This window comes from Mycobacterium sp. 1165196.3 (genome assembly GCF_001673415.1).
Classification (GTDB): Bacteria; Actinomycetota; Actinomycetes; order Mycobacteriales; family Mycobacteriaceae; genus Mycobacterium; species Mycobacterium europaeum_A.
Map to the genome: position 1 here is coordinate 1 of NZ_LZLU01000151.1, position 13,864 is coordinate 13,864.

The window sequence follows — 13,864 nt, forward strand, 5'->3', positions numbered from 1 at the left end:
TCGAATGCTAGAACGGGCCACCGACAAAAAGCGCTCCCCTGAAACCACTGAAACAAAAGAGGCACAAGTGATTTGGGCGCGCTGCCCCGCTGATTCGGGCTACGCGACCGCCGCGATCTCGGCCTCGGCCACCTCGGCCGCGGCGCGCTCGCCGGAGCGAATCGCGCCATCGATCCACCCGCACATGACTGACGAGCTTTCGGTGCCCGCCCAATGGATCCTGCCGCAGGGCTCGCGCAAGGTGTAGCCGTATTCGGTCAGCACGCCGGTGGGGGCGTGGCCGATCATTCCGCCACCGGAATAGCGGTCCACCGTCCAGTTCTGTTCGTGGAACTCCTGCGGCGCTTTGGCTTTCTCGCCGAACCGATCGACGAGTTCGCCGATGACTAGGGCCCTGCGCTCGGCCTCGTCGAGTTGCGTGAGGCGGCGCGCCGCGCGCCCCTCGGTGATGACGCACATGATGCCCGGATCCGCGGTGTCCGTGCAGGCGTCGATGGTCAGGGTGGCGGGAGACCCCGGCGCGGCGGTCTGGCCGGAGAGTCCGTCAGCACGCCAGAACGGTTCGTCGTAGATGAGCGAAGTCTTGATGACCGCGCCGCTCGGCAGTCGCTGGTGCAGAAATGCACGGTCCACCGGGAGCATCGGTTCGTAGTGGATCGAGGTGGCGATGGCCAGTGGGATCGCGACGATGACTCGGCGCGCCCGCACCGTCAGATCGGCTGCGCTGACCGTCACACCGTCGGCGTCCTGGGCGATTTGGCGCACCGGCTGCGACAGGTGCAGCGCGTCGCCCAGCGCAGTCACCATCGGGCGGTGCAGCGCGCCCATCCCACCGACCGGGCGCGCGTCCTGGGAGCCACCCTTGCCCGAAATCGCGAACGTGAGCCCACCCGCCGACGCCGTCTGCAGCAGGCCCCACAGCAGCGACGTCTCAGACGCCGCCGAGGTGTAGAGGCCGGCGAAGGCCATGTCCAGCATCTCCGCGGCCTCGCAGGACATGGAGTTCTTCTCGATCCATTGCCCGATGCTGATGCGGTCCCACTCCTGGGCCTTCTTCGCCTCCCACGGCGCCTCGCGCGGAATCGCCTTGCACATCTTCTCGATGCTGGCCAGACCGATCCCGAGGTTGGCGACCGCCCACGGGCTGACGGTCCATGGGATGGTCCCGCCGTAGCGGTGTTTCTTGCCGCCGACGATCATCATCGCGTCGCCGTCGTTGTGCTGCTTGTACTCCGGCACACCGAACTCGTTCATCAGCGCATAGATTCGGTCCTGGCCCGGGCCGATCCACGCGCCGCCGCGATCGATCCACGTGCCGTCGGTTCGCGTCTCGGTGAAGGTCCGGCCACCGACCCGATCACGCGCCTCCAGCAAGGCCACCGAATGCCCCGCCTGGATGAGTCGCAAAGCGGCCGTCAAACCCGCGAATCCCGCTCCGACCACGCAAAAATCGACCTCAGACACGGTTGTCTCCTCAACCTCGCCCACCCCAGCAGCAAACTACACTGACCGGGCGCCGGTGGTGGCCGGTTAACACAGATTTCCGTTTGCGTTCGCGCCGGCGGCGACCCGCCCGCGCCGGGGCCCAAGGTTGCAGCACGCGGGCCTAGAACACGTTCTAGTCTGTGGAACCATGGGATTTCTGAAGCCCGAGCTGCCGCAGCTCGACATGGCCGAATGGAACAAGGGCACCCGTAGCGAGAAGATCCGGCCGATGGCCAAGCACTGGGCCGAGGTGGGTTTCGGCACGCCGGTGGTGCTCCATCTGTTTTATGTCGTCAAGATCCTGCTCTACATCCTGGGCGCGTGGCTGTTCGCGTCGGCCACCAACGGTCTCGGCGGTATCACACACGTCGCGTCGTGGTGGTCGGAGCCGATCGTGTTCGAGAAGGTCGTGCTCTACACGATGCTGTTCGAGGTGATCGGGCTGGGATGCGGCTTCGGGCCGTTGAACAACCGGTTCTTCCCGCCGATGGGCTCGATTCTGTACTGGATGCGGTTCGGCACCATCCGGCTGCCACCGTGGCCGGATCGGGTCCCGCTCACCAGTGGTACCAAGCGCAAGCCGGTCGACGTCGCGCTCTACGCGCTGTTCCTGTTGTTCACGTTCGCGGCGCTGTTCGCCGACGGCACCGGGCCGATGCCCGAGCTGGGCACCACGATCGGACTGCTGCCCGCCTGGAAGATCGTGTTGATCCTGTTGCTGCTGGCGGTGGTTGGTCTGCGCGACAAGGTGATCTTCCTGGCCGCCCGCGGTGAGGTGTACGCAACCATGGCGGTGACGTTCCTGTTCGGCGCGCCCGACATGATCGTCGGCTCCAAGGTGGTTTTCCTGGTGATCTGGATCGGGGCCGCGACATCCAAACTCAACAAACACTTTCCGTTCGTGATCTCCACGATGATGTCGAACAACCCGCTGGTGCGGCCCCGCTGGCTGAAACGGCGCTTCTTCGAACACTTCCCGGATGACCTGCGGCCTGGCCGCCTGTCACGCTGGCTGGCACACCTGAGCACCGCCATCGAGATGCTGGTGCCGTTACCGCTCTTCTTCTGTCACGGCGGCTGGCCGGTCACCATCGCCGCCATCGTGATGGTGTGCTTCCACTTGGGAATCCTCGTGTCGATCCCGATGGGCGTGCCGCTGGAGTGGAACGTCTTCATGATCTTCGGCGTGCTGTCGTTGTTCGTCGCGCACACCCACATCGGGCTGCGCGAGCTGAAACACCCGGTGGTGGTCGCGGTGCTCTTCGTGGTCATCGCGGGAATCGTCTTGTTGGGCAACATGTTCCCGCGCAAGATCTCGTTCCTGCCCGGGATGCGTTACTACGCCGGCAACTGGGACACCACACTGTGGTGCATCAAACCCTCGGCCAGCGACAAGATCGGCCGGGGCATCGTGGCGATCGCCAGCATGCCGCAGGCCCAGTTGGAGCGGTTCTACGGCAGCCCCGAGGCGGCACAGATCCCGATCTATATGGGATATGCGTTCCGCGGGTTCAACACTCACGGCCGGGCGCTGTTCACCCTGGCGCACCGGGCCATGGCCGGCCAGAACGAAAATGACTACGTCATTACCGACGGCGAGCGGATCTGCAGCACCGCGATCGGCTGGAACTTCGGCGACGGCCACATGCACAACGAGCAACTGATCGCCGCCCTGCAGGAGCGCTGCCACTTCGAGCCCGGCGAGGTCCGCGTGGTTCTGCTTGATGCGCAACCGATTCACAAGCAGACGCAGGCGTACCGGTTGGTCGACGCCGCGACCGGTGAATTCGAGCGCGGCATCGTCCGGGTCGCCGACATGGTCGTCCGCCAACCGTGGGCCGACGACGTTCCGGTGCAGGTGGTTTCGGAGTAGCCGCCCGCGTAGGTCCGGCCGGCGTCCGCCCGCGAGCGTAAGCCCACTGCGAAATATCCCGTCGGAAATCGCAGTGGGCTTACGCTCGGGATGACCTATGCGCTCGCCCGCACCTCCTGCGCCGCGGCGACCATGTTGCGCAGCGACGCGGTCACCTCGTCGGGGTTGCGGGTCTTCAGCCCGCAGTCCGGGTTGACCCACAGCCGCTCGGCCGGCACGGCCCGCAGCGCCGCGCGCAGCGACTCGGCCATCTCGCCGGTGCTCGGCACCCGCGGTGAGTGGATGTCGTACACGCCCGGACCCACGCTGTTGGAGAAGCCGATCGAGTTCAAATCGTCGAGCACCTCCATGTGCGAGCGTGCCGCCTCGAGGGACGTCACGTCGGCGTCCAGGTCGGCGATGGCCCCGATCACCTCACCGAATTCCGAGTAGCACAGGTGGGTATGGATCTGGGTGGAGTCCGCGACGCCGGAGGTGGCCAAGCGGAAAGACCCTACCGCCCAACGCAAGTACTCGTCCTGGTCGGCGCGGCGCAGCGGCAGCAGCTCCCGCAGCGCCGGCTCGTCGACCTGAATGATCGCGATGCCCGCCGCCTGCAGGTCCACCGTCTCGTCGCGAATGGCCAGCGCTACCTGGTTGGCCGTGTCGGCCAGCGGCTGGTCGTCGCGGACGAACGACCACGCCAAAATCGTCACGGGCCCCGTCAGCATGCCCTTGACCGGCTTATCGGTCAGCGACTGAGCGTATTTCGCCCATTCCACCGTCATCGGATGCCGGCGAATGACGTCGCCGAAGAGCACCGGCGGGCGCACGCAGCGGCTGCCGTAGGACTGCACCCACCCGTTCTTGGTCGCGAAGAAGCCGTCCAGCTGCTCGGCGAAGTACTGCACCATGTCGTTGCGCTCCGGCTCGCCGTGCACCAGCACGTCGATCCCGAGGCTTTCCTGCAACTTGATGACGTCGGCGATCTCCTGCTTCATCCGCCTCCGGTACTCGGTCTCGTCGATCTCGCCGGCGACCAGCGCGGCGCGCGCCTTGCGGATCGCGACGGTTTGCGGGAACGACCCGATCGTCGTGGTCGGCAGCGGCGGCAGGTGCAGGCGCTCCTCCTGGCTGGCCCGGCGCTGCGCCGCGTCACCCCGGTGCGTACCCGACGCGACGATCGAGTCGATGTGCGACCTTAGATCGTCGTTGTGCAGGCGCGGGTCACTCTTGCGGGACGCCACGGCCGCGTTGGAGGCCGCGATCTCGTCGGTGACCGCGTCGCGGCCCTCATGCAGGGCGCGGGCCAGCGTCACCACCTCGACGACCTTCTCCTGCCCGAACGCAAGCCAGCTATGCAGCGCGTCGTCCAGCCCGGTCTCCGGCTCCAGCGAGTACGGCACGTGCAACGTCGAACAGGACGTCGAAACCGCCACGTGCCCCGCGGAATTCACAAGCGTCGTCAGCTTGCCCAGCGCCGCTTCCAGATCGGTCCGCCAGATGTTGCGTCCGTCCACCACACCGGCGACCAGCGTCTTGTTCGCGAGCTCGGGCACCGCCGCGACCGCGGTGTCGGCGCCGTAGACCAGGTCGACGCCGATCGCCTCGACGGGCGTGCGGGCCAGCGCCCCCAACGAATCACCCGGGTCGCCGAAGTAGGTGGCGACGTAGATGGCGGGACGGTTACTCGCCTTGCCCAGCGCGTTGTAGACGGCCTCGGCCAACGCAGGCGCGTCGGGGGAGATGTCGGTGACCAGCGCCGGCTCGTCGAGCTGCACCCACTGCGCGCCATTGTCGGCCAGCAGTGACAGCAGTTCGGAGTAGATCGGCACCAGTTCCTGCAGGCGCTCGACGGGGGCGCCGCCGCCGTCGACCGCCTTGCTCAGCAGCAGGAACGTGATCGGGCCGACGACCACCGGGCGGGCCGGAATGTTCTGTCCCAGGGCCTCTTTCAGCTCCGAAAGCACCTTGTCGGGGTTCAGCGAGAACGTGGTCGAGGGCCCGATCTCGGGAACGATGTAGTGGTAGTTGGTGTCGAACCACTTGGTCATCTCCAGCGGCGCGACGTCTTGGTTGCCGCGTGCCGCGGCGAAGTAGCGATCCAAATCGTCGGCAACCTGTGCGGCCCGGGCCGGCAACGCGCCCAGCATCACCGCGGTGTCGAGCACCTGGTCGTAATAGGAGAAGGTGTTGACCGGCACCGAGTCCAGCCCGGCGTCGGCCAGGTGTTGCCAGGTGTCGCGGCGCAGGCTGGCGGCGACCTTCTCCAGGTCGGCGCGGCTGGTGCGCCCGGCCCAATAGCCCTCGGTTGCGCGCTTGAGTTCGCGTTTCGGGCCGATGCGCGGCGAGCCGACAACCGTGGCGGTGAATGCTTGAGGGGTCACGATATTCGTCCTTCATTCGACGTGGTGGTCACCGCCGGCGGACGTGCAGCCGATCCGTTAGCGGTGCGTACCCGGGTACCAACCGCAACGGCTGCAGCCTGACGCCCATTCCTCGAGGCGATGAGCCGCCGGACGCGGCGCGCCCGGCACAGCCGGCAGGTCTCCGGACTCGCAGGCGCGCACTCAGGTGGTGCTCCTAATGGCCGTCGCTTCCCAGTCTTTCGACCAGTGCTTGCCAAAAACTCTGACGGCGGTCGTTCCTGCATACCGTTGCGGGACAGTCCCGGATTCTCACCGGGTTCCCTCTCACGAAGCGCTACTAACGTTGCTTCGCTCGATGCCGGCACCGCGGTTGCGGCACAGGCAGACCAGCTGCGTAGTGCAGCTTACCCCGCTGCATGGCCGGCCCAGCGGAGATCCCGGGGCTTGTTATAGCTACCTATTTCAGCATATTGTGAAATTACCGTAATAAGTGAAAGGCGGTCTTGTGGGACGTAGGCGAGATGGTGATCAGCCGCACTTACTCGAATGGGTCGAGCGGGTAGCGATGTTTTGCGCCGAGGAGTACGGGGTGCCGCCGATCGCGGGGAGGGTGCTCGGTTGGCTGATGATCTGCGATCCGCCCGAGCAATCTGCAGGGCAGATCGCCGAGGCTATCGGAGCGAGCCGGGCTTCGCTTACCACCAATATCCGGCTTCTCACCGACGCAAAGTTGGTCCGGCGGCGGAGCCGGCCAGGCGAGCGCACGCACTATTACCGAGTCGACGACGATGCCTGGGAGACCGTGGTACGCCGACGGGTGGCCAGCTTGTTGGCCTTTCGCGATATTGCCGCCGACGGCATGGATCTAGCCGGTTTCGGCAGTGCCCGCGCCCAACGCTTGCGGGTCGCTCATGACGTCTACGACTGGATGGCCAAGCAATTCAGCCAATCCCCTCCTCCTTCTCTCAAGGGGCGGACCAATGACTAACGGCACAGGCATCGCTCGTTCGGCCGTCGTCGCCGGCGCTGGAATCGGCGGGCTTGCGACCGCTATCGGATTGCGCCGCTGCGGATGGTCGGTCACCGTGCTGGAGCAAGCGCCCGAAATGCGGGAAGCCGGGGCGGGCTGGTCATTCGCACAAAACGCGATCCGAGCGATCGACTACCTCGGCCTGGGTAAGGAATTCCGCGCCATCTCCTTCTCAAGCGAAGCCGCCGGCACGCTGTTGACGCCGAGCGGCGAATACCTGATGCGCTTTCGCGCAGACCACGACGACACGGTACTGGCCAACCACCGGGCGGAACTGCAGCACATGCTGGCGACCCAGCTACCGGCCGATTGTGTACGCACCGACGCTCGGGTCACCGGGGTGCGCCAGTTCGATGAATCAGTCACAGTCAGCTATCACACCGAGGGTGGACAACAAGAGATCAACGCAGCGCTGGTGGTAGGAGCCGACGGTATCGACAGCGCGATACGACGATCCGTCTGGCCAAGTGCGAAAACCCCTGCATATCAAAGGATTTTATGTTGGCGGGGCGTAACTCAGCCGGAATCAGTGTGGCCGGTCGAGGGCTTTCAGACTTGGGGCCGTGGAGCCCGGTTCGGTGCGCACCCACTGACCGGCCAGCGCGTGTTCTGGTTTCTGGCCGTCCGCCAACCACGCCCCGGGCAGCGATACGACGATGCTCTGGCTGAGGTGCGTCGCCGCACCCAGGGTTGGCACGCACCGATCCCGCAGTTGCTGGATGCCACTGCACCAACCTCCGTGCTCTGTCACGACATCTACGATTTGGACCCCCTGCCGTCCTACGTTGACCACAGGGTGGTGCTGCTCGGCGACGCAGCTCATGCCATGACTCCATTTCTTGCACAGGGCGCCTGCCAGGCATTCGAAGATGCGGCCGTCCTGGCCGCAATCCTGACCGACGCCCCAGAAGTGCCGGCCGCTCTGACCGAGTACGACCGGGTCCGGAGACCCCGCACCCAAGCGGTGGTGAAAATGGCGCGCTCGGATCCCAGGATCAGCCTGTCTACCTCAAAGCTGGCCTACTGGCTGATGACGCGTTTGACAAAGTTTGCGGGCGCGCGGATCGGGCGGCGCAAAACCGCCGGGCTATGGTCCTGGACTGCGCCCGCAAACGCGGCGCCGTCGCATCACTAGCGTCAGCCCGCCAACGCCTGCGCGATCGGGAGCGCAGTTGCGTCGTCGCCGTTGTTGAATTCGATGGTCCGCCGGATGGTCGAATCGTCGGCCAGCGCGGCAGCGGCGACGAGCGCGACGTCGGCGCGCGACACCTCGCCCGTGCCGCGCCCGAGGACGATCTTGCCGGTGGCGGGTTCCAGCGTGAGTCGCCCCGGCCCCAGCACCGTCCAGTCCAGGTCGCTATCGCGCAGGTGGGCGTCGGCGGCGGCCTTGGCCTCGGCATAGGGGAAGAACGAATTGTCCTGGGACACACCGTGGTCGGGCCCGGCGCCGAAATAGGACACCATTACGAACCGCTTGACTCCCGCTTGTGCGGCGGCGTCGATCACTCGGATCGCCGCGTCACGATCGACGGCGTAGGTCCGCGCCGGATCGCCGCCGCCGGCACCGGCGGAGAAGACGACCGCGTCGTGCCCGGCCAGCAGGTCGGCCAGCGCGCCGGTGTCGAGCCGTTCGATGTCGGCCACCACCGGTTCGGCGCCGGTGGCAGTGACGTCGTCGGATTGGTCGGGATTGCGGAAGACCGAGCTCACCTGGTCGCCGCGCTGGGTCAGGTTACGAGCCAGCTGCAGCGCGACCTTGCCGTGCCCGCCGAAGACGATGATGCGTGCCATCCCTCCGACGGTAGCGCGCTCCTTAGAGCTTCACCTTGCCCATGATGATGTCGATGATCGGCTTGCCCGGCGGGTAGGCGTTGGTGACCGAGGCCATCGTGTGGCCGTAGTCCACCAGCAGCGTGATTCCGTTGATGCCGAACGCGGCGGCGCTGTTGAGGAACGCCATCACGTCGCCCATCTGCTCCGGGGTGTGCACCTTGGAGCCCGTCTCCTCGCGGTAGTCCTGGGCGAAGGTCAGCCACAGGTCGGCGTTGGACTGGGCCAGGGGGGTGTCGGTGGGGCCCGGGCAGATCGCGTTGATCCGAATGCCCTTCTTCAGCAGCGGATAGCCCTGGGTGGCGACGTAGGCGTTGACGACCTTCTTGGAGAAGCCGTAGTGAATGATGCCCTCGGCTTCGTGCGCCTTGACCCATTCCTGGGCCGACGCGAAGTCCGGGGTGGCCAGGAACTCGTTCAGCAGGTCCAGGTCGTTCTCCCAGCCCATGCCGGCGACCGAGGAGATGAAGCAGATCGCCGAGCCGGAGGGGAGCTGGTTGCGCTCGAGCAACCGCTCGATCAGGTGCCGGTGACCGAGGAAGTTGATCGCCATCAGGTCGGTGGTCCCGTCGGCGATGCCGGCGGCCGAGAACACGGCGTGGACGGGGCCGTCCAGCTGCTCGAGCGCGGCGTCGATCGACCCGGTGTCGCGCAGGTCGACCTGGATGGACTTGGCGACGTCGTAATTCACCGGCGCGTAGTCCATCACGATCACTTCAGCGCCCAGCTCGGCCGCTGACTTGGCCGCCGCGGCGCCCATGCCAGTCGCGCCACCGACGACGAGAGCGCGCTTGCCGTCGTAGCGCAACCGATCGACAATGGTCATGGAAATCCCCTTCTCGGATAATGCCAACGCGGTTCTAACTGCTCAACTGTATGGGTAACAGTTATTTGGTTCAATACCGGGGCGGGTTACTCGAGCGTTACTTGCCGCGGACCGCGACGCCGCGCAGCACGGTGTCGCGCGCGTGCACCAAGGCCGCGCGCGTGCCGATCTCGGCGAGGATGTTCTCCGGTATCCATTGCAGGCCGATGAGGCAGCGGGCCAGTATCGCGGTGGACGGGGCGTCGATTGCGATCTCTCCCGAGCGGATCCCCTCGGTAAGCAGCGTTTTCATCTGTCGCAGCCGCGTGGCGTAGAGCCAACCCGGATTCGGCGTGTCCGGCGGCGATTGGCGCATCCAGGCCAGCTGAATCCTGAACTCGTCGGAGAACCGATCGAGCGCGTTGACGTTGACCCAACTCAGCGCGTCCAGCTTTTCGATCGGTGTGGCATCCGAGCGCAGGACGCTGACCCAGCCCGCCTCGACCTTCCTGCCAAAGGATTCCATGATCGACGCGAGCAGTTCGTCCTTGGATCCGATCACCCGATACACCGTTCCGGTGCCCAGGCCCGCCGCCGAGGCGATGTCCCGGATGGTGGTGACCTCATATCCTCTGCGGCCGAATTCGGCGCGTGCCACGGCCCGCACCGCCGCCGCCTTGTCGCTCGGGTCGGCATCGCTGTCGTCGGACCAGGTGGCGATGACGTCATCGGCGGCGGTGAACGCTTTCGAGCGATCCAGTGCCGCGTCGGCCGGCGGCCGAGTTGCCAAGCCCTGCAGGATGATTCGGCACAGCAGTTGGGCCACCTGGTCGGCGGCGGACTTGTGGCGCATGACATCGAGGCCCACCTGCAGCATGGTCTGGCAGATGCGGTCGGCCAACGTGGGAAGGTCGATGTCGGGTTTGATGTAGCCGCTCCACCGGCCGGCGCGCAGCGTCTGCAGCATCGCCTCCTGGATCGCCGTGGGCCGTTGCTGGGTCAGCTTGATCAGCTCCGGATCCGTGCTCGGCCCTTCGTAGAACGACATCTGCAGGGCCGCGCGGTGCTCTACGGCGCAGTCGGCGATCGCCGACCCGAGTTCGATGATCTGTTCTTCGACCGGACGGGCGTCGGGTTCGTCCAATCTCGCCTGTGCGGCCCGCCCGATGCGGTCCAGATCGTCCTGATAGCGGCGGATCAACTCGACGAGGATGGCCTCTTTGGACTCGAAATGGTGATACAGGCTGCCGGGAAGGATGCCTGCCGCGTCGGCGATCTCCTGCAGCGACGTCCGCAGACCCGAGGATGCGATCAATGACGCCGCGGTGGCGAGGATTTCGGCGCGGCGGGTCGGGGATTCGGCTGTGCCGCCGGCGCGCAGTGACTCGGCCTTGGCCATGGTCAGCGGTGTGCGCATCTGGACGACTGCGGGTCGGCGAGCATTCGCATTCGTCCTCTCTTGCCGAACCAAATCTTTGTTAGAGGCTATCAGACTGCGCGCGGTGAATGCGCTGCACAAAGGCGTGAAAGCCCCATTCTAGAGCGGGGGGCCGTCCCAGCGGTCGCATGCGACCACTTCCTCGAGCGGCCGCCGCCGCGCAGGCGAGAAGGTGCGTCCCGCGCGCAGCCGGCCGACCGGTAGCAGACAGCCCTGAACGTAGGTCGGCGGAATCCCGAGTAGGTTGCGGATCTCCTCCTCGTGATGCAGATGCAGGGTGGTGATGCAGGTCCCGTACCCCCGGGTGTGCAAGGCCAATTGGAAATTCCACACCGGCGGAAAGATCGAGCCGTACAGCGTGGCGAGATGAAAGGATTCATCGCCCTCGATCCGAGGCAAATACGGTTCATAGCAAGGGATTACCAGCAACGGCACGCGGGCCATGTGCTCGACGAGCCACTCCGTAGAGGACATGACCCGGCTCTCGGGCGTGCCCGCGGGCATCAGCTCGGCGAGCATCTGCCCACCGACCCGCAGCAGGTAGGCCTGGCGATACAACCGGGCGATCTCGGTGCGCAGCTCCGGATCCGAGATCACCAGCCAGCGCCAGGACTGGGCATTCGACCCGTTCGCGGCCTGCAACGCGATTCGCAGGCAGTCGCGGATGTCGTCGGGGTTGACGGGCGCGTCGAGGTCGAGCGATTTGCGCGCCGACGGGGTCGCGGTGAGCAGGTAGTCGATGTCCATCAGGCCCGGCCTCGCTTGGCAAGGCGCGCACCGAGTTCGGTGAGGTACTCGTCGGGGCCCCCGCGAAACGCGCTCCAGCTCAGCAGCCGTTTGAGGTACAGGTGGGCATCGTGTTCCCAGGTGTAGCCGATGCCCCCGAACACTTGGATGGCGGTGTCGGCCACCGTGGCCAGTCGCCCGGCGAACGCCTTGGCCCGCACCGCGGCGAGATGCCGCTCCTCGCCGGATGCAGCGCCCGTTCCCGGGGCGGCGTCGCTGAGCCACAGGGCGTGGATCACGCCGCTGCGGGCCAGCTCGACGGTCTCGTACATGTCCACACACAGGTGTTGGACGGCCTGGAAGGAGCCGATCGGCTGGCCGAATTGCGTTCTGCTTTTCGCGTATTCGACCGCGAGGCCCATGACGGCGCGCGCGGCGCCCAGCGCGTCGGCCGCGGAGGCGATCAGCACGTCGTCGATCACCGCGGCCAGATCGGCGGTGGACGTCGCGGTCAGCCGTTGGGCGGGCGCGGCGTCGAACGTGACGCGAAACTGCTTGCGGGTCGGGTCGATGCCGGATTCGGGTGCCAACGACAAGCCGGTCGAGCCGGCCCGCACGGCGAAAAGCTCAGGGCCGTCGCCGTTCTCGGCGACCGCGAGTAGGACATCGGCGGCCACGGCGTCGGGCACCGCGGCGATCTCGCCGTGCAACACGACCGCGTCGTCGCGTCGGCTCGCGGCAACGGTCGCCGAATCCGGAAAGCAGACCGTTGCGACCGTGGTGCCGTCGGCTATGCCGCGCAACAACTCCCGTGCGGTCTCGGCGGCGCCGAGCCGGGTCAGCGCCCGCGGGGCGGCCACCGCGGCAGACAGCCACGGTCCCGGGTGCAGCGCCGCGCCCAGCTCTTCGGCGACGACGCCGGCCTCGACCATCGTCATGCCGGCGCCGCCGTACTCCTCGGGCACCAGCAGACCGGTGGTGCCCAGGTCGGCGAGACCGCGCCACACCGCCTCGTCGGTTCCGGTCGGATCGTCGAGCAGCGCCCGCACGTGTTGGGCGATCGGAGCCTTCTCGGCGAGGAAGCGCCGCGTGGTGTCGCGCAGTGCCACCTGCTCGTCGGTGAGTTCGAGGTTCATTTGCGCGGCAACCCCAGCACCCGCTGCGCGGTGATGTTCTTGTTGATCTGCGTGGTGCCGCCCGCGATGGTCAGCGACCGCGACGTCAGCCGGTAGTTCGCCCACGGCGCGCCGGCGCCGCTGGTACCCAGCACGTCGAAGGCCAATGCGGCCAGGTCCTGGCCGATCTCGCCCCACACCGTCTTGGCGAGGCTCGCCGACCCGAACGCGTCACCCCCATGCAACGACGCCGAGATCGACCGCTGGCACAGGACTTCGAGATACTTGATGCGAAGCGCGATTTCGCCGAGCCGCCGCAACGTCACCGGATCGTCCAGCGCGTCGCTGCCGGCCGCGCCGAGATCATTGACCAGCTCTTCGAGCCGCACCTGCATCTCCGCGTACAGCCTGGCGGCGCCGGCGCGCTCGTGGCTGAGTGTGGTGGTGGCCACCTGCCAGCCCGCGTTGAGCGGACCGAGCAACGCGTCCGCCGGCACCCGCACGTCGTGAAAGAAGACCTCGGCGAAGTCGGCGTCACCATTGAGCGTGACCAGCGGGCGGACCTCGATGCCCGGCAGCGTCATGTCGACGATCAGGCAGGAGATCCCCTTGTGTTTGGGCGCCTCGGGGTCGGTGCGCACGTAGAGCTGACACCAGTCGGCCCGATGTCCCAGCGAGGTCCAGATCTTCTGACCGTTGACGACGAAGTCGTCACCGTCTCGCGCGGCGCGGGTGCGCAGCGCCGCGAGGTCGGAGCCCGCCTCCGGCTCCGACATTCCCTGGCACCAGATGTCGTCGGCGCGCATCATGCGGGGGAGCAGCGTGCGTTTCTGGGCCTCGGTGCCGTACTGCATGATGGCCGGGGCGATGTTGTTGAGTCCAATCACGTTGAGCGGCATAGGAGCTCGCGCGCGCGTGGTCTCTTCGGTGTAGACCAGCTGCTCGAGCACCGTCGCGCCGCGCCCGCCGTATTCGGGTGGCCAGGACACAGCGGCCCATCCCGCGTCGGCCATCGTCGCATTCCAGCCGCGCAGCATCTCGAATGCGGCGTCGTCGCGGCCGGTGGGCCGGCGGGCCGCCACCAACTCGTCGGTCAGGTTCTGCGCCAGCCAGTCACGCAGCTCGCCGCGGAATCGCTCCACGTCCGGCGGGTAGGAAAAGTCCACGTTTCTCTTTGTCTCTAGCGTCGTCTTCGGCGTCGGAAAACCTTGTGG

Annotated in this window: 11 protein-coding genes and 1 riboswitch; of the genes, 3 read left to right on the forward strand and 8 right to left on the reverse strand. The window is 66.7% G+C overall.

Annotated features, from left to right (window positions below; genetic code table 11):
- Positions 1-99 precede the first annotated feature (99 nt).
- Positions 100-1,464 (reverse strand): FAD-dependent oxidoreductase, encoded by a 1,365-nt coding sequence (locus A5659_RS16415; protein ID WP_067182547.1) that lies wholly within the window; start codon positions 1,462-1,464, stop codon positions 100-102.
- A gap of 169 nt (positions 1,465-1,633) precedes the next feature.
- Between A5659_RS16415 and A5659_RS16420 the strand changes: the two genes are divergently transcribed.
- Positions 1,634-3,358 carry a DUF3556 domain-containing protein gene (locus A5659_RS16420; RefSeq protein WP_067140090.1) on the forward strand — a complete coding sequence of 575 codons (1,725 nt, stop codon included), beginning with the start codon at positions 1,634-1,636 and terminating at the stop codon, positions 3,356-3,358.
- Positions 3,359-3,453: 95 nt separating this feature from the next.
- Here the strand turns inward: A5659_RS16420 and metE are convergent, their stop codons facing one another.
- On the reverse strand, positions 3,454-5,724 hold the full coding sequence (gene metE, locus A5659_RS16425) for a 5-methyltetrahydropteroyltriglutamate--homocysteine S-methyltransferase (protein WP_067019703.1): 2,271 nt from the start codon (positions 5,722-5,724) through the stop codon (positions 3,454-3,456).
- 136 nt (positions 5,725-5,860) lie between these two features.
- Positions 5,861-6,063: riboswitch (cobalamin riboswitch) on the reverse strand.
- Between the two features lie 232 nt (positions 6,064-6,295).
- On the opposite strand from metE, the gene A5659_RS16430 reads away from it, so the two are divergent.
- A complete protein-coding gene (locus tag A5659_RS16430) occupies positions 6,296-6,694 on the forward strand; it encodes a GbsR/MarR family transcriptional regulator (RefSeq protein ID WP_197498037.1) in 399 nt (132 codons plus the stop codon).
- A complete protein-coding gene (locus A5659_RS16435) occupies positions 6,687-7,871 on the forward strand; it encodes an FAD-dependent monooxygenase (protein WP_197498038.1) in 1,185 nt (394 codons plus the stop codon). Before A5659_RS16430 ends, A5659_RS16435 begins: the two co-directional genes overlap by 8 nt.
- A gap of 2 nt (positions 7,872-7,873) precedes the next feature.
- Here the strand turns inward: A5659_RS16435 and A5659_RS16440 are convergent, their stop codons facing one another.
- The 6 genes from A5659_RS16440 to A5659_RS16465 form a co-directional block, all read right to left on the reverse strand.
- Positions 7,874-8,527: an SDR family oxidoreductase gene (locus A5659_RS16440; RefSeq protein WP_067182532.1), complete on the reverse strand. Its 654-nt coding sequence runs from the start codon at positions 8,525-8,527 to the stop codon at positions 7,874-7,876.
- Between the two features lie 22 nt (positions 8,528-8,549).
- The gene (locus tag A5659_RS16445; RefSeq protein WP_066866147.1) at positions 8,550-9,392 is read right to left on the reverse strand and encodes an SDR family oxidoreductase; all 843 of its coding nucleotides are present in this window, start codon (positions 9,390-9,392) and stop codon (positions 8,550-8,552) included.
- Between the two features lie 97 nt (positions 9,393-9,489).
- Entirely contained in the window at positions 9,490-10,770 is a 1,281-nt protein-coding gene (locus A5659_RS16450) for a TetR/AcrR family transcriptional regulator (protein ID WP_067019715.1), read from the reverse strand.
- 138 nt (positions 10,771-10,908) lie between these two features.
- Positions 10,909-11,556, reverse strand: coding sequence for a nitroreductase family protein (locus tag A5659_RS16455; protein ID WP_066866149.1), 648 nt, complete (start codon positions 11,554-11,556; stop codon positions 10,909-10,911).
- Positions 11,556-12,671 (reverse strand): acyl-CoA dehydrogenase family protein, encoded by a 1,116-nt coding sequence (locus tag A5659_RS16460; protein WP_067019712.1) that lies wholly within the window; start codon positions 12,669-12,671, stop codon positions 11,556-11,558. The genes A5659_RS16455 and A5659_RS16460 overlap by 1 nt, the downstream gene beginning before the upstream one ends.
- Positions 12,668-13,816: an acyl-CoA dehydrogenase family protein gene (locus A5659_RS16465; RefSeq protein ID WP_066866153.1), complete on the reverse strand. Its 1,149-nt coding sequence runs from the start codon at positions 13,814-13,816 to the stop codon at positions 12,668-12,670. The genes A5659_RS16460 and A5659_RS16465 overlap by 4 nt, the downstream gene beginning before the upstream one ends.
- Positions 13,817-13,864 lie beyond the last annotated feature (48 nt).